General features: G+C 72.4%; 27 protein-coding genes and 1 tRNA gene. 9 read left to right on the forward strand and 19 right to left on the reverse strand.

Annotation, left to right across the window (positions count from 1 at the left end; genetic code table 11):
- Positions 1–41: 41 nt before the first annotated feature.
- The 8 genes from D3273_RS08595 to D3273_RS08630 form a co-directional block, all read right to left on the reverse strand.
- Positions 42–884 carry an HTD2 family dehydratase gene (locus D3273_RS08595; RefSeq protein WP_129225480.1) on the reverse strand — a complete coding sequence of 281 codons (843 nt, stop codon included), beginning with the start codon at positions 882–884 and terminating at the stop codon, positions 42–44.
- Positions 884–2,050, reverse strand: coding sequence for an acyl-CoA dehydrogenase family protein (locus D3273_RS08600; RefSeq protein WP_129225482.1), 1,167 nt, complete (start codon positions 2,048–2,050; stop codon positions 884–886). Before D3273_RS08600 ends, D3273_RS08595 begins: the two co-directional genes overlap by 1 nt.
- Positions 2,051–2,189: 139 nt before the next feature.
- On the reverse strand, positions 2,190–3,590 hold the full coding sequence (locus tag D3273_RS08605) for an MmgE/PrpD family protein (RefSeq protein ID WP_129225484.1): 1,401 nt from the start codon (positions 3,588–3,590) through the stop codon (positions 2,190–2,192).
- Positions 3,591–3,687: 97 nt separating this feature from the next.
- Positions 3,688–4,437 (reverse strand): glucose 1-dehydrogenase, encoded by a 750-nt coding sequence (locus tag D3273_RS08610; RefSeq protein WP_129225486.1) that lies wholly within the window; start codon positions 4,435–4,437, stop codon positions 3,688–3,690.
- Positions 4,438–4,457: 20 nt separating this feature from the next.
- Positions 4,458–4,877 (reverse strand): ester cyclase, encoded by a 420-nt coding sequence (locus D3273_RS08615; RefSeq protein ID WP_129225488.1) that lies wholly within the window; start codon positions 4,875–4,877, stop codon positions 4,458–4,460.
- A gap of 53 nt (positions 4,878–4,930) precedes the next feature.
- Positions 4,931–5,533, reverse strand: coding sequence for a glutathione S-transferase family protein (locus tag D3273_RS08620; protein WP_129225490.1), 603 nt, complete (start codon positions 5,531–5,533; stop codon positions 4,931–4,933).
- Between the two features lie 9 nt (positions 5,534–5,542).
- Entirely contained in the window at positions 5,543–6,457 is a 915-nt protein-coding gene (locus D3273_RS08625) for a glutathione S-transferase family protein (RefSeq protein WP_165359426.1), read from the reverse strand.
- Between the two features lie 52 nt (positions 6,458–6,509).
- Positions 6,510–7,715 carry an iron-containing alcohol dehydrogenase gene (locus D3273_RS08630; RefSeq protein ID WP_129225494.1) on the reverse strand — a complete coding sequence of 402 codons (1,206 nt, stop codon included), beginning with the start codon at positions 7,713–7,715 and terminating at the stop codon, positions 6,510–6,512.
- Positions 7,716–7,920: 205 nt separating this feature from the next.
- Here D3273_RS08630 and D3273_RS08635 point away from each other — a divergent pair, with 205 nt between their 5' ends.
- Positions 7,921–8,217, forward strand: coding sequence for a nucleotidyltransferase domain-containing protein (locus tag D3273_RS08635; RefSeq protein ID WP_129225496.1), 297 nt, complete (start codon positions 7,921–7,923; stop codon positions 8,215–8,217).
- 13 nt (positions 8,218–8,230) lie between these two features.
- On the forward strand, positions 8,231–8,608 hold the full coding sequence (locus D3273_RS08640; protein WP_207210741.1) for an HI0074 family nucleotidyltransferase substrate-binding subunit: 378 nt from the start codon (positions 8,231–8,233) through the stop codon (positions 8,606–8,608).
- Between the two features lie 42 nt (positions 8,609–8,650).
- Here D3273_RS08640 and D3273_RS08645 read toward each other — a convergent pair whose 3' ends face one another.
- Positions 8,651–10,114, reverse strand: a complete 1,464-nt coding sequence (locus tag D3273_RS08645) for an aldehyde dehydrogenase family protein (RefSeq protein ID WP_129225500.1) — start codon at positions 10,112–10,114, stop codon at positions 8,651–8,653.
- A gap of 396 nt (positions 10,115–10,510) precedes the next feature.
- On the opposite strand from D3273_RS08645, the gene D3273_RS08650 reads away from it, so the two are divergent.
- Entirely contained in the window at positions 10,511–10,876 is a 366-nt protein-coding gene (locus D3273_RS08650; RefSeq protein WP_129225501.1) for a hypothetical protein, read from the forward strand.
- Between the two features lie 190 nt (positions 10,877–11,066).
- Here the strand turns inward: D3273_RS08650 and D3273_RS08655 are convergent, their stop codons facing one another.
- The 3 genes from D3273_RS08655 to D3273_RS08660 all read right to left on the reverse strand — a co-directional run bounded on the left by D3273_RS08655 (position 11,067) and on the right by D3273_RS08660 (position 13,007).
- Positions 11,067–12,011, reverse strand: coding sequence for a LysR family transcriptional regulator (locus tag D3273_RS08655; RefSeq protein WP_207210742.1), 945 nt, complete (start codon positions 12,009–12,011; stop codon positions 11,067–11,069).
- Between the two features lie 199 nt (positions 12,012–12,210).
- Positions 12,211–12,369 carry a hypothetical protein gene (locus D3273_RS28745; protein ID WP_207210743.1) on the reverse strand — a complete coding sequence of 53 codons (159 nt, stop codon included), beginning with the start codon at positions 12,367–12,369 and terminating at the stop codon, positions 12,211–12,213.
- Positions 12,370–12,641: 272 nt separating this feature from the next.
- Positions 12,642–13,007, reverse strand: coding sequence for a winged helix-turn-helix transcriptional regulator (locus D3273_RS08660; protein WP_129225505.1), 366 nt, complete (start codon positions 13,005–13,007; stop codon positions 12,642–12,644).
- A gap of 100 nt (positions 13,008–13,107) precedes the next feature.
- Here D3273_RS08660 and D3273_RS08665 point away from each other — a divergent pair, with 100 nt between their 5' ends.
- Positions 13,108–13,950, forward strand: a complete 843-nt coding sequence (locus tag D3273_RS08665) for an SDR family oxidoreductase (RefSeq protein WP_129225506.1) — start codon at positions 13,108–13,110, stop codon at positions 13,948–13,950.
- 474 nt (positions 13,951–14,424) lie between these two features.
- Here the strand turns inward: D3273_RS08665 and D3273_RS08670 are convergent, their stop codons facing one another.
- A complete protein-coding gene (locus tag D3273_RS08670; protein ID WP_129225508.1) occupies positions 14,425–15,570 on the reverse strand; it encodes a CaiB/BaiF CoA transferase family protein in 1,146 nt (381 codons plus the stop codon).
- Between the two features lie 202 nt (positions 15,571–15,772).
- Here D3273_RS08670 and D3273_RS08675 point away from each other — a divergent pair, with 202 nt between their 5' ends.
- Positions 15,773–17,317, forward strand: a complete 1,545-nt coding sequence (locus D3273_RS08675; protein ID WP_129225510.1) for a fumarate hydratase — start codon at positions 15,773–15,775, stop codon at positions 17,315–17,317.
- A gap of 148 nt (positions 17,318–17,465) precedes the next feature.
- Here D3273_RS08675 and D3273_RS08680 read toward each other — a convergent pair whose 3' ends face one another.
- Positions 17,466–17,783 carry a porin gene (locus tag D3273_RS08680; protein WP_129225512.1) on the reverse strand — a complete coding sequence of 106 codons (318 nt, stop codon included), beginning with the start codon at positions 17,781–17,783 and terminating at the stop codon, positions 17,466–17,468.
- A gap of 77 nt (positions 17,784–17,860) precedes the next feature.
- Here D3273_RS08680 and D3273_RS08685 point away from each other — a divergent pair, with 77 nt between their 5' ends.
- On the forward strand, positions 17,861–18,634 hold the full coding sequence (locus tag D3273_RS08685) for a methyltransferase domain-containing protein (protein ID WP_129225514.1): 774 nt from the start codon (positions 17,861–17,863) through the stop codon (positions 18,632–18,634).
- Positions 18,635–18,720: 86 nt separating this feature from the next.
- A complete protein-coding gene (locus D3273_RS08690) occupies positions 18,721–19,878 on the forward strand; it encodes a DNA topoisomerase IB (protein WP_129225516.1) in 1,158 nt (385 codons plus the stop codon).
- Between the two features lie 131 nt (positions 19,879–20,009).
- Here D3273_RS08690 and D3273_RS08695 read toward each other — a convergent pair whose 3' ends face one another.
- The 4 genes from D3273_RS08695 to D3273_RS08710 all read right to left on the reverse strand — a co-directional run bounded on the left by D3273_RS08695 (position 20,010) and on the right by D3273_RS08710 (position 22,992).
- Positions 20,010–20,774 (reverse strand): alpha/beta fold hydrolase, encoded by a 765-nt coding sequence (locus D3273_RS08695; protein ID WP_129225518.1) that lies wholly within the window; start codon positions 20,772–20,774, stop codon positions 20,010–20,012.
- Between the two features lie 357 nt (positions 20,775–21,131).
- Complete coding sequence (locus D3273_RS08700) at positions 21,132–21,869, reverse strand: hypothetical protein (RefSeq protein WP_129225520.1); 738 nt, start codon at positions 21,867–21,869, stop codon at positions 21,132–21,134.
- A 235-nt stretch (positions 21,870–22,104) separates the two neighbouring features.
- Positions 22,105–22,632 (reverse strand): HAD domain-containing protein, encoded by a 528-nt coding sequence (locus D3273_RS08705; protein ID WP_129225522.1) that lies wholly within the window; start codon positions 22,630–22,632, stop codon positions 22,105–22,107.
- A 283-nt stretch (positions 22,633–22,915) separates the two neighbouring features.
- A tRNA-Arg gene (locus D3273_RS08710) sits at positions 22,916–22,992 on the reverse strand.
- A gap of 33 nt (positions 22,993–23,025) precedes the next feature.
- On the opposite strand from D3273_RS08710, the gene D3273_RS08715 reads away from it, so the two are divergent.
- Positions 23,026–23,883, forward strand: coding sequence for a hypothetical protein (locus tag D3273_RS08715; RefSeq protein ID WP_129225523.1), 858 nt, complete (start codon positions 23,026–23,028; stop codon positions 23,881–23,883).
- A 27-nt stretch (positions 23,884–23,910) separates the two neighbouring features.
- Here D3273_RS08715 and D3273_RS08720 read toward each other — a convergent pair whose 3' ends face one another.
- On the reverse strand, positions 23,911–24,228 hold the full coding sequence (locus D3273_RS08720) for a ribbon-helix-helix domain-containing protein (protein WP_129225525.1): 318 nt from the start codon (positions 24,226–24,228) through the stop codon (positions 23,911–23,913).
- A gap of 171 nt (positions 24,229–24,399) precedes the next feature.
- Here D3273_RS08720 and D3273_RS08725 point away from each other — a divergent pair, with 171 nt between their 5' ends.
- On the forward strand, positions 24,400–26,268 hold the full coding sequence (locus tag D3273_RS08725) for an AI-2E family transporter (RefSeq protein ID WP_129225527.1): 1,869 nt from the start codon (positions 24,400–24,402) through the stop codon (positions 26,266–26,268).
- The last annotated feature ends 36 nt before the right edge of the window (positions 26,269–26,304 follow it).

A 26,304-nucleotide genomic window follows, 5' to 3' on the forward strand; every position in this document is an offset into this window, starting at 1 on the left:
CCACGTGGCAAGCCGTCCCTCGGGGCCGCCGAGGCCCCGCCTCACACGCTCGCCTCGGCCTCCATCCTGGCCCGTCCGTCGGCCCCCTCGGTCCAGCACCGCACCGCGCCGTCCGCGCCCCGCACACCCGCCACCCGGAAGACCGGCCCGGCGACGAGCGGCATGACGTTGCGGAACGCATAGTGCCGCGGCACTCGGCCGAGCAGCGCGGCGGCGAGGTTGAAGCACAGCGTCGCCTGGATGGGGCCGTGGACCAGGAGCCCGGCATAGCCCTCGACACCCGTGACGTAGGGCAGGTCGTAGTGGATGCGGTGGCCGTTGAAGGTCAGCGCCGAATAGCGGAACAGCAGGACGGGCGAGCCCTCGACCGCCCAGGCGAGGTCGGCGGCGCGGGGCTCGGCGGGCGCCGGCGCGGGCGGCGGGGCCGCGCCGGGGGCGGGCGCGTCGCGGTACACGATGTCGTGGCGCTCCCGCAGCGCGAGGCCGCGCGGGGTCGACACCTCGTGCCGCACCGCGACGAAGACCAGCGGTCCCGAGCGGCCGTGCTTCAGCGACACGTCCTCGACGGTCGAGCGGCGCACCACGGGGTCGCCGAGGCGGAGCGGCGCCAGGGTCTCGACGGCGCCGCCGGCCCACATGCGGCGGGGCAGGGGGATGGGCGGCAGGAAACCGCCCTTGGCGGCGTGGCCGTCGGCGGCGAGCTCCGCCATCGGCTCGGCGGGCGGCGCCAGGCACCAGTGCAACCCGACCGGCGCATCGCCCTCCGGCACGGCGAAGACGTCCGGCGCGAACGTGGCGCCGAACTGCGCGACGAGCCGCGGCGTGACGAGGTCCTCCGCCTCGTGGGTGCGGCCGATCCAGCCGCGCAGGTGGTCGATGTCCATCAATACGACCTCGGCAGGCCGAGCACGTGCTCGGCGATGTAGCTCAGGATGAGGTTGGTCGAGATCGGCGCCACCTGGTAGAGGCGCGTTTCGCGGAACTTGCGCTCGACGTCGTATTCTTCCGCGAAGCCGAAGCCGCCGAACGTCTGGATGCAGGCGTTGGCGGCCGCGAAGGAGGCGTCCGCCGCCAGCATCTTGGCCATGTTGGCCTCGGCGCCCGGGTTGGCGCCGGCCTCGTAGAGCCTGAGCGCCTCGCGGACCATCAGTTCCGCGGCGCGCATCTCGGCGTAGGCCTTGGCGATGGGGAACTGGACGCCCTGGTTCTGGCCGATCGGCCGGCCGAACACCGTGCGGTCCCTCGCATAGGCGCTGGCCTTGTCGACGAACCATTTGGCGTCGCCGATGCATTCGGCCGCGATGAGGATGCGCTCGGCGTTCATGCCGGACAGGATGTAGCGGAAGCCGCGGCCCTCCTCGCCGACGAGGTTTTCGGCCGGCACCTCCATGTCGTCGAAGAACACCTCGCAGGAATTGTGGTTCATCATCGTGCGGATGGGCTTGATCGTCAGGCCGCGGCCCAGCGCTTCCCGCATGTCGACGATGAAGACCGACAGGCCGTCCGTCTTCTTCGCCACCTGGTCGCGCGGCGTGGTCCGGGCGAGGAGCAGCATCAGGTCGGAATGCTCGGCCCGGCTGGTCCAGATCTTCTGGCCGTTGACGACGTACTTGTCGCCGACGCGCCGCGCCGTGGTGCGCAGCGCCGTGGTGTCGGTGCCCGACGTCGGCTCCGTCACGCCGAAGGCCTGCAGGCGCAGCCGCCCGGCCGCGATCTCCGGCAGGTACCGGCGCTTCTGCGCCTCGCTCCCGTGGCGCAGCACCGTGCCCATCACGTACATCTGCGCGTGGCAGGCGGCGGCGTTGCAGCCCTGGCGCTGCACCTCCTCGAGGATGGCGGCGGCGCCCGACAGCGGCAGGCCGGCCCCGCCGTAGTCCTCGGGGATCAGCGCCGCGAGGTAGCCGGATTCCGTCAGGGCGGTCACAAACGCGGTCGGGTAGCCGCGGGTGCCGTCGAGCTTGCGCCAATAGTCGCCCGGGAAGGCCGAGCAGAGCTTGGCCACCTCCTCGCGGATGTCGGCATAGGGGACGGACGGGGTGTCGTGGGTCATGGGCCGGGTCTCGACAGGGGGACACACCCACTTCCCTCATCCCGGGCAGGGTCCGCAGAGCCCGTATCGAAGGGCGCAGGAGCGCGCCGCTCGGGACGAAGGGGTCGACGTGGGAAACAGGGTGGAACGCCGATGTGTTTCACGCTGCCGCGCGCTTCTGCGCGCCGCGCGGCTCCGGCGCGCCGCGCAGCAGGATCGCGGCCTCCGGCAGGGCGTCGAGGCGCAGCACGTCGGCGGCGAGGACGTCGGCGGCGGCTTCGCCCAGCACGGCGCGGGTCAGCCCGGCGAATTTCGCCCGGAAGGCCGCCGCGTCGGGGAAGTTCGCGGGCTCGCCGCGCGGCACCGCCACCATGCGCGTGAAGACGCCGCCGCGCGCCCGCAGCGTCAGCTTGCCCGCCATGTTGGCGGGGAACTCCGCCTCGGCCTCGGGGTCGACCTCCACGGTCACGCGCGGCAGCAACGCGCGGATCGCGGGATCGTCGAGCAGGCGGTAGCTGTCCCAGTCCATGCGGCCGGTAGACAGCGCCACCGCAATCACGAACGGGCCGGAGAACTGGCCGTCCACGACGTTGCGCGGATCGGCCTTGCGGGCGGCGGGCTCGCCCACCAGCAGCGCGCCGGCGCGCGACACGCCGAGCACGGCGGACTCGATCTCGTCCGGCCGCAGGCCCAGCTCCGCCCGCAGCGCCAGGGCGGCATCGATCCCGGCATGGCCCCAGCGGCAGGACGGGTAGGGCTTCACGCCGGTCGCCATCAGCTCGAAGGCGGAGCCGAGGTCGCCGCACACGCGCCCGGGATCGGGGTCGGGCGCGTAGGAGCGCAGGAAGCCGTGGCGGCCTTCCACCGGCTCGGCGGCGCCCTTGAAGCCTTCGCGCGCCAGCGTGGCGGCCGTCAGCCCCGCGAAGCCGGCCCAGCCGACCTGGAAGCGCTTGGTCCAGGCGCCGTTGGCGAGGAACTGCAGCGAGCCCGCCGCTTGGCTGAGCGCGATGCCGAGCGCGGACGCGACGCCGGCGGCGTCGAGCCCGAACACCCGCGCCGCGGCCGCCGCCGCCCCGAAGGCCCCGCAGGTGGCGGAGGGGTGGAAGCCGCGGTCGTAATGGGCGCCGGCCGGCAGGGCGAGCGCCAGCCGCAGCGCGACCTCGTATCCCGCCACGATGCCGGCCAGGGCGTCCGCGCCGGACGCGCCCGCCATCTCGGCGGCGGCCAGCGCGGCGGGGATCACCGGGGCGCCGGGGTGGAGGACCGCTTCGGCGTGGGTGTCGTCGAAATCGAGCGAATGGCCCAGCACGGCGTTGACCAGCGCGGCGCCGGCGGGGGCGTAGCCGCGCGGGTCGGCGAAGACGCGCGCCGGGCCGGACGCGAGACCGAGCGCTTCGACGGCGCGGAGCAGGCTGGGCGTGCTTTCGGCGTCGTGGCGCGCCCGCACGGCGTTGCCGACCAGGTCGAGCACGAGCAGGCGCGTGCGCTCCACGACGGCCGGGGGCAGGGCGTCGGCGCGGAGGCCGGCCACGAAGGCGGAGAGTTCTGCGGTGACGCCCATGCCGGCCTCCGGGTCCTGGAATCCAAACGGCTCGCCCTTCGGCGGGGTCGGGGCGCTGCCCCGGGCCCCGCGAAGGGCCGGGGCCCGCCGAAACGGGCTAGATCGTGCGGCCGCCGTCGACCTCGAGGATCACGCCGGTGATGAACTCGGCCTCGTCCGACGCCAGGTAGAGCGCCGCATTGGCGATGTCCTTCGGCTCGCTCAGGCGCCCGAGCGGGATGCCGGCGATGAAGCGCGCGCGGTTCTCCGGCGTGTCCGGCATGCCCATGAAGGATTCCAGCAGCCCCGTCGCGCCCATCACCGGCGCGATGCAGTTCACGCGGATGCGCTCGGGCGCGAGTTCGACGGCGAGCGACCGGGTGAGCAGGTTCACGGCGCCCTTGGTGGAATTGTACCAGGTGAGGCCGGGGCGCGGCCGGATGCCCGCCGTCGAGCCGACGTTGATCATCGCGCCGCCGCGCCCCTTCATGCGCGGCACCGCGGCCGACACCATGTGGAAGATCGACTTCACGTTGATGGCGTAGACGCGGTCGAACTCGTCCTCCGTCACCTCCAGCAGCGGCTTGTTGCGGTGCGTCCAGCCGGCGTTGTTGACGACGACGTCGAAGGCGCCGCCGTCGAGTTCGGCCGCGGCGTCGAGCGCGCGGTCGACGTCGGCGCGGCGGGTCACGTCGCCCGCGACGGCGCGGGCCGCGGGGCCGATCCCGGCCGCCACCGCTTCGGCGCCCGGCCCGTCGAGGTCGAGGATCAGCACCTTCGCGCCTTCGCGCGCGAAGACCCGCGCGATCTCGGCGCCGAAGCCCGAGGCTGCCCCCGTCACCAGCGCGGTCTTGCCTGCGAGACGCATGGTCGTCCTCCCCTTGTCGCTCAGATCGCCGTGACGCCGAGCTGCTTCAGCATGGTCAGGCCGTCGAGCAGGGCCCAATGCTCGACCAGCATGCCGTCGCGGACATGGAACAGGTCCATGACGGCGATGTCGATGCGGCGGCCCGTGGCCGGGATGCCCATCAGGTCGCCGCCGTGGGTGCCGACGACGCGCAACCGCACCAGCACCTTGCCGTCTTCCGCAACGACGTCCTCGATGGGGAGTTCCATGTCGGGGATGCCGGGGAGCAGGGCGTCGGCGAGCTGCCGCAGGCCGGCGGGGCCGCGCACGGCGAAGGGCAGGCCCGGGTCGTGGCGGACGAAGTCGGGCGAAACATGGGCCGCCCACCAGGCCTCGTCGGCGCGGCGGAAGGCGTCGAAGTAATCGCGGCAGAGCTGCTTGTCGGCGTCGCGGTCGCCCATGGGCGTGGTCCTCTCCTGATGTGTCGTCGGTCCCGGGACGGAGGGCGCCCCGCTCACACGTAGGGCTTGGTGTCCGCGTAGGCGGGGCGGTCCGATACGGCGTCGCGCAGGGCCTGGAGCTTCGGGATGGGCTCGACCCAGGGGTGGTCCGGGAAGCGCAGGGGCAGGTAGTCGACGGCCACGACCGTCGCCAGGACGGCGATGTCGGGCACGCCGCCCGCATAGGCGGGCGGGTCGGCCTCGAGGCGACGGAAGCCTTCCACCACGGTACCGACGCGCTTCCGGCCCACCTTGGCGCCCTCGAAGCCCGGGTCGATCTGCATGCGGCCGGTGACGAGGTTGGCCATGGCCTCGATCACCCCCATGGCGAGGCCGGCCTTCGACATGATGCCGTCGAGGTCCGCCCCGGAGCCGAGCAGCGAGGGCTCGGGCCTCGTCTTCTCGAGCCACAGCAGGATGAGCAGGCTTTCGGTCAGCGGCACGCCGGAGGGGAGCTCCAGCGTCGGCACGCGCGACGCGGGGTTGAGGCGCGCCATCTCGGCATCCTCGCCCCACGGGTTCATCATGCGCAGGCCTTCCGCCGACACGCCCTTCTCGATGAGGGCGATGCGGGCCACGCGGGCGAAGGGGCTGGTGCTGTTGGACAGGATCTTCATGCGCGGGTCTCACGCCGCCACGGCGCTGTAGCCGAGGCGGGGGAAGTGGACGTGGACCGCCCCGGTGCGCGGGCCCTCGTGGCGGATGACGATCTCGTCCGCGTCGGCATGGGCCAGCGTGCCGCGGATGGGGTCGTTGCCCCCGTCGGACAGGATCGACACGGCGGCGCCGGCCTCGAGCCCGGAGGCGTCGTCCGCGAAGGCGCCGACGGGCTCCGGCTCGGCCGAGCGCGCCACCTCCAAGGCTTCGGCCGGCGCCATGTCGGCGCGGGTGCCGTGGCCCAGCGCGGCGATCCGCTCCATCCAGGGGAGCAGCGGCGCGAAGGGCAGCAGCGCCTCGGCCTCGGCGCCGCCGTTCTTCCGCACGAACCACAGCGTGTGGTAGGCGGTGAGGTCGGCGGCCGAGGGCGCGTCGCCGAGCAGGAAGCGGCGGCCGTCGCCGAGCATCTCGGACAAGGCGGTCATCTGCGCCGCGACGCGCTGGCGGTTCCGCGGCAGCTCCTTCAAGGAGGCCGAGCGGCTGAAGTCCTCGCCCATGAAGGCGATGCGGTCCTCCAGGAAGGCTTCCGGGAGGTGGTCGCCGATGATGGAGGTGACCAGCTTGGCGGCGGGCAGGAAGGTGCCGACGTCCCACCACGAACTCAGCCCCGCCGCCAGCGCCCGGCTCCCGCCCGGGAACAGGCCGGGGGAAGAAAAGCGGCGGTCGACCTCGCGCAGGATCAGCAGCGTGTCGCAGTAGACGTCCGCGCCGACCTGCAGCACGGGCACGCGCCGGTAGCCGGCCGTCAGCGGCACGGTGTCGGGCCGGGGCGGCCAGACCGGGATGTCGACCGAACGCCAGGCCAGCCCCTTCAACCCGAAGGCGAGCCGCACCTTCTCGGCGAAGGGCGACAGGTCGTAATGGTGCAGGATCAGGTCGGGCACGGGCGGTTCCTCCGGGGGCCGGCGCTTGTGGCGCGCCTGGCCGGGCATGGTGTCACGCGAGGCAGCGCTCGAACATCTCCTGCGCCTGCAGCACCGTCATCTTGCGGGCCGACGGGCAGGCGATGACGGTCGCGTCCCGCGCGGTCGTGTGGTCGTAGTCCCGCGCCGCGATGCCGGCGTAGAGCCCCGGCACGGCGCGCTCCGCCATCTCGCGCACGCGGCCGGCGGGCAGCTGCTCGGGCGTGAACCGGGTCGGGAAGGCGATGTCGGCGTAAAGGTCGCGGATGGCCTCGGCGCAGGCCGCGATGGTTTCGCCGCGGCTCAGGCCCAGGGTCTCGACCTCCAGCGCTTCCGCCAGCGGCTTCACCTTGGCGGGGAGCACGGCGAGGTTGAAGGCCGTCACCTCGGGCAGCAGCACGCCGACGCCGTAGGGGTGGGGCAGGTCGAGATGCCCTTCGAGCGGCAGCGACAGGGCGTGGCCGTGGCCGAGCCGGGCGTTGCCGCAGGCCACGTTGGCCATGCAGGAGGCGACGAGGTTGTCCTCGCGCGCCCGCTCGTCGTCCGAGTTGATGGACGCGCGCAGCGAACCGAACTGCAGCCGCACGGCGCCGATCGCGATCGCATCGGTGAGGGGCGAGCCGATGGCGGACAGGTAGGCCTCGACGGCATGCGTCAGGGCGTCGACGGCCGGCAGGGCGGCGACCCGCATGGGCAGGGAGCGCAGCGTCACGGCATCGAGGATGGCGGCATCGGGGAAGGAGAGGGGGCCTCCGCCCAGCAGCTTCAGGTGGCGCGCCTCGTCCTTGACGATGGTCCATTGCGACACTTCCGAGCCCGAGCCCGCGGTGGTCGGCACCATGATCATCGACAGGGCGCGCTTGTCGAAGTTGCCGACGCCCGTGCACTCCGCCATCGGCTTGCGGTTGGTGGCCACGATGGCGATGCCCTTGCCGGTGCACATCACCGAGCCGCCGCCGATGCAGATCACGCCGTCGATGCCGTCGCGCCGGACGCGCTCGCCCTGGTCGTCGATGTGGGAACAGCGGGCGTCGATGCCGCACTCGTCGAAGCGCGCCGTCGCGATGCCGGCCTCGCCCAGCGCCGCCAGGGCGTCGGCGTGGAAGCCTTGCGCCGAGATGACGGGGTCGGACACCACCAGGGCCCGCGTCATGCCGAGGTCGCGCGCGAGCCGGCCGACCGTGGCGAGCGACCCCGAGCCCGCCACGATGCGGGTCGGCATGTAGTAGTTGGAGATCACGGGGCGTCCCCTCCCTGCGGCAGCCTCGACCGGGCCGCGTCTGTTTGACGGGCGTGTACGGCGGGCGGGTGGGCGGGGCCAATAGGGATTTGCGGGGGACGGGATCGCGGGGCGGTATCGGGTGGCGATGACGGGAGTCCCCTCCGGGCCGGCGTCCGTGTAGCGTCGCGGGCAGGCTCGAAACCGGAACAGGATCGCCCCATCGATGGCCCGCATCCCCGACAGCGCGGGAGCCGCGCTCGACCTCATCAAGGCGGTGCCGGCCGTGCGCAGCATCGTGCTGTTCGGCTCGCGCGCCGTTGGCGACGAGGACGAGCGGTCCGACATCGACCTCGCCATCTCGGCGCCCGACCTCGACGCACCCGGCGTGGCGCGGTTGCGGGACGCCGTTTCGACGACGCGGACGCTGTTCAAGATCTCGGTGACGCGCATCGAAGACATGCCGACGGCGCTACGGTCGCAGGTGATGGCGCAGGGGAGAACGATCTATGAGCGCTCGTAAGCTGGGGGACAGCTTGGCGAACCTCGATAAAGCCGTCGTCAACCTGGAAAAAGCGCTGACGTTGCCGATCGATCAGGAACTGGTCTTCGAAGGCACGATCCACCGTTTCGAGATCGTCGCCGAGCTGATGTGGAAGACGTTGAAGCGCGCCCTGGAGTTCGAGGGGCTGTCGCCGAAGACGCCACGCGACAGTCTCAAGGAAGCGTTCCGCGTCGGGTGGCTGCACGAGGAAGCGACGTGGCTCGACATGCTCGACCACCGCAACACGACGTCTCACGCCTCCCCGGCAGACGAGCTCGTCGCGAAGAATTACGCCGACATCGCGGTGCTCACACCGAAGATCCGGTCGACGCTCGACTTCCTGAAAGCGCGATACGCCCGAGCGGAATGACGATGCGCCGTTCTCGCGGGCGAGAACGGCGCAGGCCCTCGATCACCCGTGCTTGAAGATCGTCGTGCGCAGCGTCGACATGTCGTGCAGCGCCGCAAAACCCTTCTCGCGGCCGTGGCCGGACTTCTTCATGCCGCCGAAGGGCAGCTCGATGCCGCCGCCGGCGCCGAAGCTGTTGATGTAGACCTGGCCGGCGCGGATGCCGCGGGACACGCGCAGCGCCCGGTTGCCGTCGTGGGACCAGACGGCGGCCATCAGCCCGTAGTCCGTGTCGTTGGCGAGCTTGACCGCGTCCGCCTCGTCGTCGAAGCGCTGCACGGACAGCACCGGCCCGAAGATCTCCTTCGCGGCGAGGTCGTTGCCGCGCGGCACGTCGCCGTAGACGCGGGGCTCGACGAAGAAGGCGCCCTCCGGCACGCCGTCCGCGACCTGCCCGCGCGACAGCACCGGCACGCCGTCCTCCTCGGCGCGGTCGAAGAAGCGCTGGATGCGCTTCTTCTGCGTGGCGTTGATGACGGGTCCGAGGTCGAGGTCCATCTCCGGGGTGCCGGCGCGAAGGGCGGCGAACTTTTCGGCCAGGCGGGCCGTGGCCTCGTCGTAGATCCCCTTCTCGACCAGCAGGCGCGAGCCCGCCGAGCAGGTCTGGCCGGCGTTCTGCACCATCGTGTTGGCGATGACGGGGATCGCCACGTCGAGGTCGGCGTCGGCGAAGAGGACGTGGGGCGACTTGCCGCCGAGTTCCATCGTGCAGCCGATGTGGTTGCGCGCCGCGGCCGACTGGATCAGCGTGCCGACCTCGGGCGAGCCCGTGAAGGAGATGAAATCGAGCTCGGGATGCGACGACAGCGCCGCGCCGGCCGCTTCCCCGAGGCCGGGCACGATGTTGATGGCGCCTTCGGGGAAGCCGACCTCGGCGGCGAGTTCGGCGATGCGCAGCGGCGTCAGGCAGGCGTCCTCGGCGGGCTTCACCACCGACGCGTTGCCCATGGCGAGGGCGGGCGCGACCGTGCGGCCGAACATCTGCGCCGGGTAGTTCCACGGGATGATGTGGCCGACCACGCCATGCGCCACGTGCTCGGTGGTGACGAAGTAGCCGGGCATGAACGGGATGGTGTCGCCGTGCACCTTGTCGGCGGCCCCGCCGTAATATTCGAAGTAGCGGGCCAGCGCGACCATGTCGTTGCGGGCCTGCTTCATCGGCTTGCCGGTGTCGCGCGCTTCGAGCTTGGCGAGTTCCTCGGCGTGGTCCTGCACCGCATAGGCGAGCCTGGTGAGCAGGCGGCCGCGCTCGGTGGCGGACATGCGGCCCCAGGCCCCGGCCAGCGCGCCCTGGGCGGCCTTCACGGCGCGGTCCACGTCCGGCTTGTCGCCCGCGGCGATCTCGGCGAAGGGCACGCCTTCGGCCGGCGCCATCGTCTGCAGCGTTTGGCCGGACGCGGCCGGCGCCCAGCGGTTGCCGATGAACACGCCCTGCGCGGCGATGATGGACGACGAATGCACGTTCATGTCGAGTCCTCCCTTCGCGCGGGGCCCCGCGCGACCGTTTCATGCGAGATGGGGTGCCGGGCGCGCCGATGCCAAGACGATTCCGCTCTTCCCCTCATACGCCCCGGCGATGGGAGACGGCGGCGACGAGCCGAGGCGTGCCGGCCGAAGCGCCCCCGGGGGCCGGCCATCCTACCCGCAAGCGTCCGCTCCCCGCCAGCACGAGTCCGCGAGCCACGCCGCCGCGCCGGAAGCCGGGCGGCCGCATCGGCTCCCGAGCCCGCCGAGCCGGGGGACGAACGTCGCACCGACCCGGTTCCGTGCCGATATTTCCAATCGATGGTTGCTTTCATTTCGAAACATGCAATCTTAGCGGGAGGTCGCGCGCCAGTCGACCGCAACCGGGGAGTCGAAGTCATGCCGCTTCACAGGGTGAACACGGGTCGCGTCATTCCGGGCATCGTCATCCCCAACACGGCGCAAAGGGCGGACTGTCAGAACGTGATGGCCATGCTCGACTACGCCGACATCGGCCGAGGGGCGGGAACCTTGCACACCAGTGGCGTGGCCCGCCTCGACATGCAGGGCAGGACTGCCGCCGGCGATGCCAACCTGCAGGTCCAGATCGGGGGCGGCACCGTGTCCGCACTGCTGGTGTCCAATACCGCCCAACACGAAACCAACCACCAGAACCAGGTCGGCGTTGCCAATGCCGCCATCGGAACCCTGAACCAAAGCATGGATTCCGGCACGATATGGCATCTGAACGGCTCCATCCCCTGACCGCCGGTCCCCGCTCGCTCGCAAGGATGGCGCAGGCCTCGAACGTGGCGCGTCGAAGGCTGTCCCGGATCTCGCCGGCCCACGACCAGGGCCGTCGCGAAGATCCGCGATATCGAAGCGAAGGGTCCTCTCGATCGTCGATGCGCCGGCGCTCCGGGGGCGGGGCCGCGCCTGTTCGGAGGGGCCCGCCTCACTCGCTGTTGCGCATCCGCGCCATGTGCCAGTCGCCCGACTGCACGAGGTCGCGCAGGGTGGCGCGGCACAGGCCCTCCACGGCCTTCGCGGCGCCGGTCGGCGGCCGGTCCGCGGGCTGGACCAGCGCCACCATGCGGGTCAGCGGCGGGTCCACCGTCCAGGCGCGGAGCCGGCCGTCCTCCACCTCGTGCCGCACCGCGTGGCCGGGCAGGATCGAATAGCCGAGGCGCCGCCCGACGAGCTGCTTGATCGCCCCGTAGGCGTCGATGTCGATCGCGGTCGCGAGCCGCACGCCGCGGGCCGCCGCCGCGGCGTCGAGCAGGTCGCGCAGCCCATGGCCGGGGCTCGGCAGGATGAGGGGCAGCGCGGCCAGTTCGGCGAAGGGCAGGGTCCCGCCCTCGGGGTGTCTCAGGCCGTCGGGCGGCTCGGGCGCGCCGAACACCACCAGCGTTTCGACCAGGAGGGCGTTGGCGCGGAGGTCGCGGTCCTCCGGCAGGCCGTAGAGCAGCCCGAGGTCGACGCGGCCCTGGCGCAGCCAGTCGAGCACGTAGCCGCTCATGGCTTCCGCGATGCGCAGCGTCACCTTGGGGAAGCGTTCCCGCGCCGCCAGCACCAGCGGCACGCCGAGCAGCGGGCTGATGGAGGACGGCAGGCCGAGCCGCACCTCGCCCGAGGGCTCGGCGGCGCTGCCGCGGATCTCCCTCTGCGCCACCTCGAACTGTTCGATGATGAGCCGGGCGTTGCGCAGCAGGATCGCCCCGGCCTCGGTGGGCTGCACGCCCTGCGGGGTGCGGAACAGCAGCGGCAGGCCGAGGTCCGCCTCCATGTTGCGGATGTGCAGGCTGAGCGCCGGCTGGGCGATGTTCAACTGCAGCGACGCCCGCGAGATCGAGCCGCATTGGACGATGGCGACGAAGTAGCGAAGCTGCCGCAGGTCCACGCCCGTCCCCCCGAGCCGCGGCCGTGATCGCCCGACGCGGGGCAGGATAGCAGGCAGCGGCGGGCACGCCAGGGCCAAAGCGGGCCGCTGCGGCCGGCGGCGTGCCGCATGGCGTCGAGGTCGACGACGAGCCCGAGGCCGGGAAGACCGGGGCTGTCTCTGGGCGGCCTGGACCGGAGGGACGGGCGGAACGGCGGTTTCACGGCGCGATCCGGCAGAACGGGACTCCCTGCTCGCCCGAGACGGGGTTGATCTGCCGGTCGGCTGCAAGGGTCCACGCAGGACGGCTGAAGGGACGCGGGGCGGCGGCATCGCAGGACTCGTCGCGAAACGCTTCCATCCCGCGATGGACGTTCACGACGGCGATCGTCCTCGACAAGGATCCGAATGGAGCGTGTCGACAGACCGGATCGATGCGACGGAGCATCCGCGGCTGGAGACCCGGCGCGGACACCTCGTCTGGCTCGCGGCCCCGACTGTCCGTGTCTCGGAACTCGATGGCCGATGCGGATGAGATCACGGAAGAGTGTCTCAAAACGCTGTCCTGGATGATCATACCTATGCGATAACTTAGAAAGGTGATGGACGGGTTGATGGTCGGCGCATGTACGCCACTCTACGCCCTCGGACCTAAGTCGAGGCTCCTGCATCGTAATGCTGCTGTGCCGTAAGAACCTGCTCGATGTGACTTTCAGCCCAAAGCCGCAGGGGGTCCACGGTCGCGGATAGCGTCTCGCCCAAGAGGGTGATGCTGTACTCAACCGTCACGGGCACGGTAGGCGTCGCCTTGCGGCTGATCAAGCCGTCCCGCTCCAGGCTCTTGAGGCTTTGCGATAGCATCTTCTGTGAAATCCCCTCGACCTCGCGCCGAAGCTGGTTGAAGCGCATCGGTCCCTTGGCCAACAGGCCTAGCAGCAGCACTGCCCATTTGTCGGCGATACGATCCAGGACGAGGCGTGTCGGACAGGCGGACACATAAGCGTTCCAGGTAGTCATGGCGGTTTCCTGCAGGTAACCAAGTGTGATTATGGTGCCTTCTTTACACCAAGCATATGCTCGTGCAGCTAGTACCTATCAGAAACCACTGAGGGTCATCATGAAAATTGCTGTCACCGGAGCCACCGGCCAGCTCGGCCGCCTCGTTGTCGATCGCCTCAAGGCCAAGGTACCAACGAGCGAGATCGTCGGCTTGGTGCGCTCGCCTGAGAAGGCGACCGATCTCGGCATCGCGATCTACGCCTTCGACTACTCGCAGCCGGCGAGCCTATCGGCCGCCCTGGCGGGCGTCGATACGCTCCTGCTCATCTCCTCGAGCGAGGTCGGCCAGCGGGCGACGCAGCACCGCAACGTCATCGAGGCGGCCAAGGCAGCCGGGGTGAAGCGGATCGTCTACACGAGCCTGCTGCACGCGGACGTGTCGCCGCTCGATCTGGCCGACGAACACCGCACGACGGAAGCCGATCTCAAGGCCTCGGGCCTCACCCACACCATCCTGCGCAATGGCTGGTATACCGAGAACTACACGGCATCGATCCCGCCTGCCTTGGCGCACGACGCCTTCCCCGGTAGCGCCGGGGACGGTCGCATCTCGTCGGCACCGCGCAGCGACTATGCCGATGCCGCCGTGGCGGTGCTGACGGGCGAGGGGCATGACGGCAAGGTCTACGAGCTGGCCGGTGACGACGCTTACACGCTGGCCGAACTGGCCGCAGAAATCTCCCGGCAGGCCGGCAAGACCGTCCCCTACGTGAACCTGCCGGAAGCCGACTACGCCGGCATCCTGGTTAAGGCCGGCGTGCCGGACTGGCTCGCCCACGCTTTGGCGAGCTGGGACGTCGGGGCCTCGCAAGGCGCGCTGTTCGATGACGGCCGCCAGCTCTCGAAGCTGCTTGGTCGACCGACATCGCCGCTTTCAGCCGCGGTTGCCGTCGCCATCTGAACGCAGCCTGAGGCCGCGCTATGCTCGGCCTCGTTTTGCAGGCTGCATGCCTTGGCGGTCGGCCACGGGTCCATCGGAGGTGATCTTCTGTTGGTCTGGACCTACGATAGCCGAGGAACTGCTACTGTCTCCAAAATCACAAGGCACCCGGCCGAGACACTACGTCTCGTCAGAGTATACCCATGCGAAACTGCATGAAACGCATGGCTCCGGCATCGACGGCCTTTGCGTCGGTGATCTCAGGATACGAGACCGATCGGGCCTTCGGTGAAGGTCGGCTTCCCTGCGAACCGAGCTGCGGGGAGAAGGTCCTGGTCGGGTCGGAAGCGGTCGAAAGCGCCGCTGCGCCGAGGACTTGACCCGACGAGCGATGCCGCCGCCGCGCGATCCGTGCTCGACGTCGGGTTCGGCTCCGCTCGGAGCCTGCACGGGCCGGTCACGAGCCACCCCCGGACTGTTGGGCGGACGGCGCCCTCACTCGGCCACAGCGCGTGCGGCCCCGCCGAACTCGGCCCGCAGCGCCTCCGTATGCTGGCCGAGGGCCGGCACGGGACGGAAGTCCGGCAAGGTGCCGTCGTGCAGCGCGCCGGGGGCGAGGTACTTCGCCGGGCCGGTCGGGGTGTCGACCGTGACGAAGCGGTTCTGCGGATGCTTGGCGAGATCGTCCATGGTGGACACGCGGCCGTAGGCGATCCGCGCCCGCTCCAGCCGGTCCACCACGGCGTCGCGGTCGTGCGCCTGGAACACGCCTTCCACCACCTCGTCGAGCGCCGCGCGGTTGGCGACGCGGCGGACGTTGAGCGAGAAGCGCTCGTCGGTGGCGACCTCCGGCCGCTCCAGCACGTCGCGGCACAGGTTGACCCATTCGCGCTCGTTCTGGATCGAGAACAGCACGGCCTTGCCGTCGCGGCACGCGTAGGCGCCGTAGGGCGCGATGGTGGGATGGTTGAGGCCGGAGCGCGGCGGCACCTTCCCCCCGTAGACGTATTGCAGGTACGGCACGTTCATCCAGTCGGCGAGCGCGTGGAACAGCGACACCGCGACGTGGCGGCCGCGGCCCGTGATCCCGCGCCCGATCAGCGCCTGCAGCACCGCCTGGAAGGCCGTCATGCCGGCCGCGATGTCGCAGACCGACACGCCGACGCGGGCCATCTCGTCCGCCGTGCCGGTGATGGAGCTCAGGCCCGTCTCGGCCTGGACTAGCAGGTCGTAAGCTTTGAGGTCGCGGAAGGGGCCCTCGTCGCCGTAGCCCGAGATCGATACGGTGATCAGGCGCGGATAGTCGGCGCGCAGCCGCTCGGGCGCGAAGCCGAGCCGGTCGAGGGCGCCGGGGGCGAGGTTCTGCACGAAGACGTCGGCGCCGGCCACCATGCGCTCCAGGAGGGCGCAGTCGGGCGTTTGGCGGAGGTCGAGGCAGATCGATTCCTTGCCGCGGTTCAGCCACACGAAATAGGCGCTCTCGCCGTGCACGAGGTGGTCGTAGCCGCGGGCGAAGTCGCCCTCTGGCCGCTCCACCTTGACGACGCGGGCGCCCGCGTCGGCGAGGCGGCTGGTGAGGTAGGGGGCCGCCACCGCCTGCTCGATCGACACCACGACGAGCCCGTCGAGATCACCCGCCATGACGCTTCCTCCATCGTGTCCGCGGTGTGCTTATCGTGCCGGTGCGGCGGCGTCGCCACATAGCGTTTGCGTCGCGACGTCATAGCTGGACGCTATTGGTCCGCCCCGGGCGGATGGTCCATCCGGTCAGCGATGCGTCACGCCGCGGGGGTCTGCCGCGAAACACCGGCGGTGGGGCCGCGGCGAAGGGGGAAGGGACGTCATGCCGGAGGGAAGCGCGCGCGGGCCGATCCGCGAGGAGGACGTCGTCGCCAGCGTGGCCGACGCCCTGCAATACATCGCCGTCTACCACCCGCCGAGCTTCGTGGCGGCGCTGGCCGACGCCTATGCGCGGGAAGAAAGCCCCGCCGCCCGGGACGCCATCGGCCAGATCCTCGCCAACTCGCGCCTGTCCGCCTTCGGGCGCCGGCCGATCTGCCAGGACACCGGCACCGTCAACGCCTTCGTCAAGGTCGGCATGGGGGCGCGCTTCGCCGGTGCCCGGCCCCTGCAGGAGCTCGTCGACGAGGGCGTGCGCCGCGCCTACCTGAACCCCGACAACCCGCTGCGCGCGTCCATCGTGCGCGATCCGCTCGGCGGCCGCCGCAACACCGGCGACAACACCCCCGCGGTGGTCCACGTCGAGATGGTGGCGGGCGACACGGTGTCGATCACCGTGGCGGCCAAGGGCGGCGGCTCGGAGAACAAGGCCCGCTACACCAACCTCGCGCCCGCCGCCTCGGTGGCGGACTGGGTGGTGAACACCGTGGAAACGCTCGGCGCGGGCTGGTGCCCGCCGGGGCTGCTCGGCATCGGGGTGGGGGGCTCGGTGGAAAAGAGCATGGTGATGGCGAAGGAGGTCCTGCTCGAGAAGATCGACATGCCGGACCTCATCCGCCGCGGGCCGTCGAACCCCGCGGAAGAGCTGCGGCTCGAGGTCTACGACCGCGTCAACGCGCTGGGCATCGGCGCGCAGGGGCTCGGCGGGCTCACCACGGTGGTGGACGTCAAGGTCCGGACCTTCCCGTGCCACGCGGCCTCGAAGCCCGTGGGGCTGATCCCGCAATGCGCGGCCGACCGCTACGTTACCTTCACGCTGGACGGCTCCGGCCCCGCCGCATTCGCCCCGCCCGACCTGTCGCTGTGGCCCGTCCTCGACGCGCAGGCGGGGGCCGCCGCGCCGCGCCGCGTCGACCTCGACAGGCTGACGCGGGCCGAGGTGGCGACCTGGCGGGCGGGGGAAACGCTGCTGCTCAACGGCCGCATGCTGACCGGCCGCGACGCCGCCCACAAGCGGATGGCGGACCTGATGGCGCGCGGCGAGCCGCTGCCGGTGGACCTGCGTGACCGCGCCATCTACTACGTCGGCCCGGTCGACGCCGTGCGCGACGAGGCCGTCGGCCCCGCCGGCCCCACCACCTCCACCCGCATGGACGGCTTCACCGACGCGCTGCTGGAACGCACGGGGCTGCTGGTGATGATCGGCAAGGCGGAGCGCGGGCCCGATACGGTGCGCTCCATCGCGCGCCACGGCGCCGCCTATCTCATCGCGGTCGGCGGGGCCGCCTACCTCGTGTCCAAGGCGATCAGGTCGGCGCGCGTGCTCGCCTTCGCCGACCTCGGCATGGAAGCGATCCACGAGTTCGAGGTCGAGGACATGCCCGTCACGGTGGCGGTCGACGGGCAGGGCACTTCCATCCACCAGACCGGCCCGTCGCTTTGGCGCCGGCCGCCGGTCGTGCGGGTGCCGGCGCTCGCCGAAGCGTGACCCGGCCGGCTCTCGCCCGTCGGGGTCTTACCCGGTGGGACGACCCGGATCCCGCCGCGACGACGGCCTCGGACGGGAAGGCGACGGGCCTGGGCCGGCCTCCCGTGGGGTCGGGCCCCGCACGACCGTGCGGGACGTGTCCCGGCGCTCACCGCCGCCCGAGGCCGCCCGTCCCGATCGCCACATAGCCCCTGAGCGGCCCGTAGGCGGTGGGCGCCCGGATGTCGAGGTCGACGCGCGCGCCGGCCCGGCTCGCCGCGGCATCGCGCCGCCGCCCGCCGTCCGGCACGATCGGGGCAGCCCCGCGCCCCGCCTGCGCTTCAGCGCGGACGACCCCGCCGAGCCGCAGGCAGGTCGCCGTGCCGGGCAGGGCGAGCTCGCCCGCCCCGCAGGGCGCCGCCGACGCCCCGCCGGCCGAGGCGAGGAGGACCGCCGCCGCCAGCGCGTGCCGTGCTCCCGAATCCATCGCCGACCCTCCCGCCGCCACGCCCGCGGCGGCGCGATCCTATCGCGCCTTCCTCCGGCGTGGCACAAGGGGGCGCCATGCCGATCGATGTCGTCGACCTCCGCACCTTCTATTCGGCGCCGCTCGGCCGCATCGCCCAGCGGGCGATCTCGCGCATCGTCCGCCATTGGTGGAACGACACGCATGGGCTGGCGGTGGCGGGCCTCGGCTACGCCACGCCCTACCTCGACCCGTTCCGCGACGAGGCCGTGCGGGTCATCGGCCTGATGCCGGCCGAGCAGGGGATCGTGCATTGGCCGCCGGGCGGCACGTCCGCCACCGCCATGGTGGAAGGCGGGCAACTGCCGCTGCCGGACGGCTCGATCGACCGCGTGCTGCTGGTGCACATGCTGGAACCGACGGAACACCCGCGCGAAGTGCTGTCCGAGGTGTGGCGCGTGCTGAGCCCCGGCGGACGCATGATCGCCGTGGCGTGCAACCGGCGGGGCATGTGGGCGCGGGTCGACACCACGCCCTTCGGCTACGGCCAGCCCTTTTCCAAGCGCCAGCTGGCGGCCCTGCTGCGCGAAACGCTGTTCTCGCCCGAGCGCTTCGGCGAAGCCCTCTACGTGCCGCCCTTCGAGCGCCGCTCCCTCCTCAAGCTCGCGCCTTTCTTCGAGCGCACCGGCAAGCGGATGGCGCTGCCCGGCGCCGGGGTGCACCTCGTGGAAGCCACGAAGCAGCTGTACCGGCCGGTGATGCTGCGCGCCCGCGCGCCCGTGCGCCACGCCCTGCCGCGGCTGGAGCCGCGGCTGCAGGGGTCCTTCAGGCGGGACGGGCCGTTCCGCCGCGACGGCGATCCCGATCGCTGAGATTCACCAAGCCCCGGCCTGCGTCACCGCGTGACGGAACGGGGCCGTCGCGGCCCGCATTTCCTGCGGGGGAGACGCGTGCCAGCATGTCGAAGAGTAGCGAAGCCGTCGAGGAGCGGGACGTCGAGCCGGTGGTCGACGCCGAGGACGCGGCCGAAAGCGCCGGGCTGGTCTACGTCCACGACGACCACGAGCCCGGCATCACGCGGGAAAAGGCCGGCGAGGGCTGGACCTTCCGGGCGCCCGGCGGCGCCGTGATCGAGGATGCCGCCACGATCGAGCGCATCAACAAGCTGGCCGTGCCGCCGGCCTACACGGACGTGTGGATCTGCCCGACCGACAAGGGCCACATCCAGGCCACGGGCCGCGACGACAAGGGCCGCAAGCAGTACCGCTACCACGCGGCCTTCCGCGAAGTGCGCGACAGCGCCAAATACGAGCACGTGACGGCCTTCGCGGAAGCGCTTCCCACCATCCGCGCCACCGTCAAGAAGCATATGGCGATGCGGGGCCTGCCGCGGCCCAAGGTGCTGGCGACCGTGGTGTACCTCCTGGAAACGACGCTGATCCGCGTCGGCAACGAGGGCTACGCCAAGCACAACCAGTCCTACGGGCTCACCACCCTCGAAGACCGGCACGTCGACCAGCACGGCGCCGACCTGCGCTTCGCCTTCAAGGGCAAGAGCAACAAGATGTGGAACCTCAAGGTCCACGACCGGCGGGTGGCGAACATCGTCAAGGCCTGCCACGACCTGCCGGGCCAGCACCTGTTCCAATACGTCGACCACGACGGCCACACCCACGGCGTGTCGTCCCACGACGTCAACGAATACCTGCGCGAGATCACCGGCCGCGACGTGTCGGCCAAGGACTTCCGCACCTGGGCCGGCACCGTACTGGCGGCGCTGGCGCTGCACGAGTTCGGCACCATCGACACCGAGGCCAAGGCGAAGAAGAACGTCCGCGCCGCCATCGAGCGCGTGTCGGCCCGGCTCGGCAACACGCCCACCATCTGCCGCAAGTGCTACGTCCACCCCGCGGTGGTGAACTCGTACATGTCCGGGGACCTCCTCCTGGAGATCAAGGAGGAGGTCGACGCCGAGCTGCGCGGCGACCTGCCGAAGCTGAAGCCCGAGGAGGTGGCGGTGTTGACCCTGCTGGAGCGCCGCATCGCCCACGACCTCGCGGAGAAGAAGGCGGAAAAGGCCGTGGCGAAGCGGGTGCGCAAGAAACGCGCGGCCTGAGAGTTCGTGGATGGATGCCCTTTCGGCCGAAGCCGGGGGAAAATTCCCCCATGTTCTCGGAGGGCATTCGGGCACGAGTTCGATGCATCGACGAACCCTGAGCGGAACGCAGAGCCGTTCGACCGGCGGCCTCAGCGCACCCCGATGTGCTCGGCGATCAGGCGCGCCACCTCGGCGGGCCGCTCCAGCGGCAGGAGGTGGCCGGCGCCCGCCAGCACCTCCAGCCTGTGGTCCGCGAAATGCGGCGCCATGTGGCGGGCCTGCGCGTCGGGGCCCAGCGCCGCGTCCTCCGACCCGGCGAGGATGAGGGCGGGCGTCCGCAGCACGCCGATCCGCTCCGCCCAGTCCTCGCGGCTGCCGCGATCGAGCCAGGCCACCCAGGCATCGCGGTCCATGCGCGCCACGTCCCCGGCCGCCTGCTCCAGCACCTCCGCGTCGAGCGGCGCCGCGGCGTTGCCGGCCACGTAGCGGCGCGCCGTCGCGCGCCGCGCTTCCGCGTCGCCGCCGAACCAGCCCAGCATGTCGGCCCGGCCGCCCTCGTCCATCGGCTCGGGGCAGGGGGGCGAGCCGGCCACCAGCACCACGCGTTCGAGGCCGCCGAGGCCCGGCGCGCCGTCCTCGGCCATCCGCGCCACCGCGCAGGACACCTTGCCGCCCATGCTGTGGCCGGCGAGGGCCCAGCGCCGCGGCGCGTGCTCGCGCACGACCGCCGCCACGGCTTCGGCCATCTCGGCGACCGAGAAACCCTTCTGCGCGTGGGAATCGCCGAACCCCGGCAGGTCGATCGTCACGCAGCGGGCGCTGCCCGTGAGCCGCGACGCGACGCCGGCCCATTGGTGGCCGGTGGCGGCCAGGAACGGCAGCATGAACAGGGTGGGGTGGTCTGCCTCGGTCATGGGTTCGGCTTTCCGGCACGGCGGCCGCAGGGGAAGGACGGCGGCGTCACCGCGAAGGTCGGGCCCCGGCCCGGCACGCCGTCCCGGGGCACGGGGCCGGCGCCATCCCGGTCCCGCCGCGCGCGTCGGCGACGGAGCCGGGCGGGGCGCCGTGTCGTGCGGCCTTGTCGCATGGCGGGACGGGTGATTTCCAGCCCGTGCGGGACATCGCCGACGCGCGGCGCGATCGACGTTTCCGGAGATCTGCCGACGTTGTCCGAAGCATCGCCGTCCGATGGTCCGCCCCCGCGGGTGTCGCCCTCGGACCGTCCGGGGAAGCGTTCCCCGGTCCCCCGGAGCGCATCCTGTCCCGAAGCGTCAGGCCGTCGCGGGTGCCCTGCGCCACGCGTCGCCGAGCAGCCCCCGCAGGGCGTCGAGGCACCGGGACAGGCGGCGCGACAGCGGCGAGCGCCACAGCCCGTCGCCGTCGTCGCACAGGGGATCGTTGACCACGGGGCTGCCGTCCCGGGCCATGAGGACGTTGCCGACGTTCGGGTCCAGGCCCCGCGGGGACAAGGCCCGCAGCGCCGCCACATAGGCCTCGTAGCCGGGCCACGCGGCCCTGAACTCCTCCCGCAGGCCGTCGAAGCCGGGATGGTCGACGAGGGGCTCGTAGCCCGGCCACGCCGCCTTGAAGCGGGTGCGGACGCCCTCGTCCATGTCGGCGCCCGGATGGTCGGCGATGACGGCATGCGCGAAGGGCAGCCACCACGCGTCGTGCGGCGGCTCCGCCAAGCGCGACGCGACCGTCATCAGCGCGCCGCAGCGGCTGACGTGGAGGTCGTGGACGCGCGGCGCGTGCGGCCCGTCGGAGCCGGAAAATCCCTTGCGCAGCAGGGCCGCATAGTCGCCGAAGCCGTCCGCCCTGCGGGCGAAGCGCACCACCACGTCCGGATGGTCGGGATGCGCGTGGACGCTGCCGTGGTAGCCGTAGCCGATCTCGGGCCAGCCCCCGGCCACGAGGGCGGCATGGGCCTTGGCGGACGACCTTTCGACGATGCCGAGCGAGGCGAGCGAGGGGCCCGCCGTCTTCGTGTGCTTCCCCATTCCGAACATCGCAGCCCCTCCTTCCCGCCGAACCGAATCCCGACGGGACGCGCTCCCGGGGCCGCGCGAAGGCGCTGCCGCGGGGGCGACCGGACGGGCACGTCCGGCGGAGGTCCGAAAGGACCCGTCGATGTCGGGAGCGGCGGGACGTTTCCGTCACCGCGCTGTCATGAAATGGGGCAGAACTGAGAAGAAATCAACGGTCCCCGACGCGATCGGGCCGAAGGATCGGTCCAGCAGCCGTTCAGGAGGCCGCGCCCCGCCGCGCCGCCCCGCGCAGCGCGTCGCCGCGGCTCACGAGATCGCGTGCGAGGGCTCCGTCCGCTTCGGTGAGCCCCGCCTCAGGATCCGGCCGGACGTGCCGCCCCTCGTGCCCCGCACCGACGTCGACGTCGTCGAGGACGAGATAACGGGCGATGCCGTTGCGGGCCGCGTGCTCGGCGATCTCGCCGCCCCGCCCGGCGCGCTCGGCCGCCAGCATGCCGCCGGTGTCGGGGTCGCGGCTCGACGGCGGGATGGCGGTGCGCCAATCGGCGTGGAAGCAGCCGGGCGGCAGCCCTGCCGCGACCAGCGTCGGCCTGCAATCGTCGACCCGCCAGGTCGACGACACGACGATCCTCCCATCGAGATCCCTGACGAGGGCGGCGACGACGGCCATGCTGGCCGGATCGATCCGGTCCTGGCCCGCCCGGCGTTGGAACGCGGCCGTGGTCACGACCCCGTCGATGTCCAGGTAGATCGTCAGCGGCTCGCGCCCGTCCCTGTCGTCCAACGGCCCGATCCCTTCCCCGCACCGCGATTCCGTCCCGGCCCGACAGGGCTAACCCGCCCCGCCCCGGCCGTCGAGGGATCGGCCGCCACAATGCCGGCCCCGGCGCGGCTCCTGGAGCGAGGCCCTCGGGAAACGCGCGCCATCGGCGACGGCCGGCCGAAGCCGCGCCGTCATCCGGCGATCGTGGGCCGTGACGTCGAGAACGGTGTGTCGGCCCGCAGCCGCCACCTCCGCATCACGCCGGTCGCCCCCAGGGCGGCGGGCGGCAGTCTCGTCGACGCGTTGGCGGTCCCGAAGGGATTCGAACCCCTGACCTTCGGTTTAGGAAACCGCTGCTCTATCCTGCTGAGCTACGGAACCGCACGCCGTCCTGACTAGCCGAGATCCGGTCCGATGGAAAGTCCGCACCGCCCGCCGCGCGTCCGCCCGGCGGGCCTCGCCCCCTTCGCCTCGGCGGTCCTCGCACTGTCGGTCCTCGCCGGCGCGGCATCGCCGGCCCGTGCGGCGCCCGCGCGGGTGCCCGCCGCCTGCGAGCCCGCACCCGGTGACGCGCCCGTCGCGCTCCGCTCCCTGTCCGAGGCGGGCGATGTCGCCCTGGAGGACGGGCGCGTGCTGCGCCTGGCCGGCCTCGACTGGGGCGGCGGCGCCCCGGGGAGCCCCGATCGTCTGGGCGGCGCCCGCGCGGCCCTGCTCGCCTGGGCGCGCGGCGGCGTCACGCTCCGCGTCCTGGGGGAGCCCGACCGCTGGGGCCGCATCCCCGCGCTGCTGTTCCGCGCCGCGCCGCCCGCCGAGGCCGGCATGGCGCTCCTGCGCGACGGCCACGCCCGGGCGGCCCCCCAAGCGGAGGTGCACGCCTGCGCGGCGGCGCGGCTCGCCGCCGAGGCGGACGCGCGGCGGGACGGCACGGGGCTGTGGGCCGGGCCGGGGTCGGCGGTGCTCGGGCCCGGCGACGCGGATGGGCTCGCCGCCCAGGCGGGCGGGATGGCGATCGTGCAGGGGATCCTCCGCGTCCACGACGGCCGGGGCGCGCTCTACCTGGCGCTCGGGCGGGACCGGCGCGGCTTCGTCGCCGTGGTGTCGCGGCGGGACGCCAAGCTTTTCGCCAGGGCGGGGCTGGACCTGCGCGACTACGAGGGCACGCCGGTCCGCCTGCGCGGCGACCTCGACGCGCGCTTCGGGCCGCGGATGAGGATCACCGACCCGGACGCGGTCGAGAGCCTGGAGCCGGGGTCGATCGCGGACGGGAGATGAGAACGGCGGCGGGTCCCCCCGCAGCCGTCATTCCGCCGCCACCAGGAAGCGCGGCCGGGCGAGCCCGTCCCCGACGGGGCGCCCCGCCGCGCGGGACAGGTGGGCCAGGCAGGCGCAGCGCAGCAGGGACGAGAAGTTGCGCACCTCGCCGTGATGGGCCAGCACCTCGTCGTGCAGCGTGGTGATGAACCGGCCGAGCGTCGTCCCCTCGCCTTCCGCGATCTCCTCCAGCACGGCCCAGAAAGCGGCTTCGAGCCGGATCGACGTGCCGTGGCCGCCGATGCGGAGCGACCGCGTCTGGCCTTCGTAGTCGGCTTCCGGCTGGTGGGCGAACAGGCTGCACATGGAGTCCCTCCCCGGTCTCGTCGTTTTGAGCGATTCTAACCCAGGCGGGAGGTGGGGCAAGCGGAACCGCGCGCCGGGCCGCGCGCCGAACCAGAGTGTCGCACCGGGCGTTCTCCAGGGGAAGCTGCCCCGACGTCGGGTGCTCGGCCCGACCCCGGAAAGCCCCGCCGCATGCCGCGTATCGTCCCGTCGCTCGACGATGCTCCCCGGGACAGCCTGCGCTACCTCCTGTCGGCCGCCCTGGTGATCGCCGGGCTTTCCGTCGGCTCCGAGATCTTCGTTCCGATCGCGCTGGCGATCCTGCTGAGCTTCGTGCTGGCGCCGGGCGTGCGGCTGCTGCGCCGCTGCCACCTCGGCCGGGTGCTGCCCGTCCTGCTGATGACCGCGCTGGCCTTCCTGGTCATCGCGGCGCTCGGCACGCTGCTGGCGATGCAGCTCCGCGGCCTCGCCGACGCCATCCCGCAGTACCAGGCCACCGTGCTCGACAAGGTCGAGGCGCTGCGCGGCATGGTGTCGGGCCAGAACATGTCCCGCTTCTCGGACTTCCTGTCGAGCCTCGGCCAGCACTTGCAGGCCGGAGCGGACGGGCGCCCGTCGGCCGGCTCGGCGGCGGGCGCGCCCGTGCCGGTCGTGGTCGCCCAGGCGCCGAAGATGCCGCTGGAGGTGCTGGCGGGCTATCTGAAGCCGGCGCTGCACCCGCTCGCCGTGGCGGGGCTGGTCGCCGTCTACGCGATCTTCATCCTCCTCGCCCGCGAGGACCTGCGCAACCGGGCGATCCGGCTGTTCGGCGCCGGCGACCTCCACCGCTCCACGGCCGCCATCGACGATGCGGCCCGGCGGGTCAGCCGCTATCTCCTGACCCAGCTCGCCGTCAACACCGTGGCGGGCCTGCTGGTGGGCTTCGGCCTGTGGCTGATCGGCGTGCCGAGCGCGCCGTTGTGGGGCGTCGTGTTCGGCTGCCTGCGCTTCGTGCCCTACGTGGGGCCGCCCCTCGCCGCCGCGGCGCCGATCGCCCTGGCGGCCGCCGTCGCGCCGGGCTGGTCCACGGCGCTTTGGACCGCGGCGCTGTTCGTCGGCGTGGAAGCCGTGGTGAGCCAGGCGATCGAGCCCGCCCTTTACGGCCACAACACGGGCCTGTCGCCGTTGGCCGTGGTGGTGGCCGCCACGTTCTGGACCGTCCTGTGGGGGCCCGTCGGCCTGGTCCTGTCGACGCCCGTCACGGTGTGCCTCGTGGTCCTGGGCCGCCACGTCGAGCCGCTCGCCTTCCTGGACGTGATGCTGGGCGACCGGCCCGCGCTGGAACCCCACGAGGTGTTCTACCAGCGCCTCCTCGCCGACGACCCCGTCGAGGCGTCGGATCTCGCCGAGCGGCAGCTCAAGGAAGGCACGCTCGGGGCCTATTACGACGACGTGCTGCTGCCCGGCCTCCTGCTCGCGCAGGACGACGTCGCGGCCGGCCGGCTCGACCATGGCCGCCAGGAGCGCATCGCGGGCTCGGCCGCCGAGGTGGTCGAGAACCTGTCCGACCACGACGCCGCGCCGCCGTCCGACGGCGGGGTGGACGAGGTCCCGGACGATTGGCGGCGCCCGGGCGCGGTGGTCTGCATCGGGGCGCGCGGCCCGCTCGACGACGCCGTCGCGGGCGCGCTGGCGCAGCTCCTGGCGAAGCGGGGCTTCGGCGCGGTCGCTGCCCCTCACGAGGCGCTCGGCAAGGCCCGGATCGCCGCGCTCCCGCTCGACGACGCGCGGCTCGTCGTCCTGTCCTGCCTCGACGGGGGCGGCGCCGCCCACCTGCGCTTCGCGCTGCGCCGCCTCCATCGCCGCCGTCCCGACGTGCCCTCGCTCGTCGGTGCCTGGTGGCGGCACGGGGGCGCCGCGGGGGCGGCCGGCCGCGGAAGCGCGGACGCCGCGGAGGGGCGGGACGCCGTCTCGACCCTGACGGCAGCGGTCGAGCGCGCCGCCGCGATGGCGTCGAACCGCGACGGGCGCCCGGCGGAGGCCGAAGCTCGGGCGCGCGATCCCGCGGTGAGCCGATCGTGAGCCGCGGGAACCGGGACGCGGTTCGGGCGCTTGGAT

Origin of the sequence: Lichenibacterium minor (genome assembly GCF_004137685.1) — a bacterium.
Classification (GTDB): domain Bacteria; phylum Pseudomonadota; class Alphaproteobacteria; order Rhizobiales; family Beijerinckiaceae; genus Lichenihabitans; species Lichenihabitans minor.

What these genes read in the sequence shown, in the direction of transcription:
- D3273_RS08680 (WP_129225512.1), bottom strand. Translation starts at nt 17,783, where the DNA reads ATGGATTCGGGAGCACGGCACGCGCTGGCGGCGGCGGTCCTCCTCGCC.
- D3273_RS08600 (WP_129225482.1), bottom strand. Translation starts at nt 2,050, where the DNA reads ATGACCCACGACACCCCGTCCGTCCCCTATGCCGACATCCGCGAGGAG.
- D3273_RS08635 (WP_129225496.1), top strand. Translation starts at nt 7,921, where the DNA reads ATGGCCCGCATCCCCGACAGCGCGGGAGCCGCGCTCGACCTCATCAAG.
- D3273_RS08700 (WP_129225520.1), bottom strand. Translation starts at nt 21,869, where the DNA reads ATGTTCGGAATGGGGAAGCACACGAAGACGGCGGGCCCCTCGCTCGCC.
- D3273_RS08620 (WP_129225490.1), bottom strand. Translation starts at nt 5,533, where the DNA reads ATGAAGATCCTGTCCAACAGCACCAGCCCCTTCGCCCGCGTGGCCCGC.
- D3273_RS08725 (WP_129225527.1), top strand. Translation starts at nt 24,400, where the DNA reads ATGCCGCGTATCGTCCCGTCGCTCGACGATGCTCCCCGGGACAGCCTG.
- D3273_RS08720 (WP_129225525.1), bottom strand. Translation starts at nt 24,228, where the DNA reads ATGTGCAGCCTGTTCGCCCACCAGCCGGAAGCCGACTACGAAGGCCAG.
- D3273_RS08670 (WP_129225508.1), bottom strand. Translation starts at nt 15,570, where the DNA reads ATGGCGGGTGATCTCGACGGGCTCGTCGTGGTGTCGATCGAGCAGGCG.
- D3273_RS08715 (WP_129225523.1), top strand. Translation starts at nt 23,026, where the DNA reads ATGGAAAGTCCGCACCGCCCGCCGCGCGTCCGCCCGGCGGGCCTCGCC.
- D3273_RS08595 (WP_129225480.1), bottom strand. Translation starts at nt 884, where the DNA reads ATGGACATCGACCACCTGCGCGGCTGGATCGGCCGCACCCACGAGGCG.
- D3273_RS08695 (WP_129225518.1), bottom strand. Translation starts at nt 20,774, where the DNA reads ATGACCGAGGCAGACCACCCCACCCTGTTCATGCTGCCGTTCCTGGCC.
- D3273_RS08605 (WP_129225484.1), bottom strand. Translation starts at nt 3,590, where the DNA reads ATGGGCGTCACCGCAGAACTCTCCGCCTTCGTGGCCGGCCTCCGCGCC.
- D3273_RS08645 (WP_129225500.1), bottom strand. Translation starts at nt 10,114, where the DNA reads ATGAACGTGCATTCGTCGTCCATCATCGCCGCGCAGGGCGTGTTCATC.
- D3273_RS08685 (WP_129225514.1), top strand. Translation starts at nt 17,861, where the DNA reads ATGCCGATCGATGTCGTCGACCTCCGCACCTTCTATTCGGCGCCGCTC.
- D3273_RS08665 (WP_129225506.1), top strand. Translation starts at nt 13,108, where the DNA reads ATGAAAATTGCTGTCACCGGAGCCACCGGCCAGCTCGGCCGCCTCGTT.
- D3273_RS08615 (WP_129225488.1), bottom strand. Translation starts at nt 4,877, where the DNA reads ATGGGCGACCGCGACGCCGACAAGCAGCTCTGCCGCGATTACTTCGAC.
- D3273_RS08690 (WP_129225516.1), top strand. Translation starts at nt 18,721, where the DNA reads ATGTCGAAGAGTAGCGAAGCCGTCGAGGAGCGGGACGTCGAGCCGGTG.
- D3273_RS08660 (WP_129225505.1), bottom strand. Translation starts at nt 13,007, where the DNA reads ATGACTACCTGGAACGCTTATGTGTCCGCCTGTCCGACACGCCTCGTC.
- D3273_RS08610 (WP_129225486.1), bottom strand. Translation starts at nt 4,437, where the DNA reads ATGCGTCTCGCAGGCAAGACCGCGCTGGTGACGGGGGCAGCCTCGGGC.
- D3273_RS08650 (WP_129225501.1), top strand. Translation starts at nt 10,511, where the DNA reads ATGCCGCTTCACAGGGTGAACACGGGTCGCGTCATTCCGGGCATCGTC.
- D3273_RS08675 (WP_129225510.1), top strand. Translation starts at nt 15,773, where the DNA reads ATGCCGGAGGGAAGCGCGCGCGGGCCGATCCGCGAGGAGGACGTCGTC.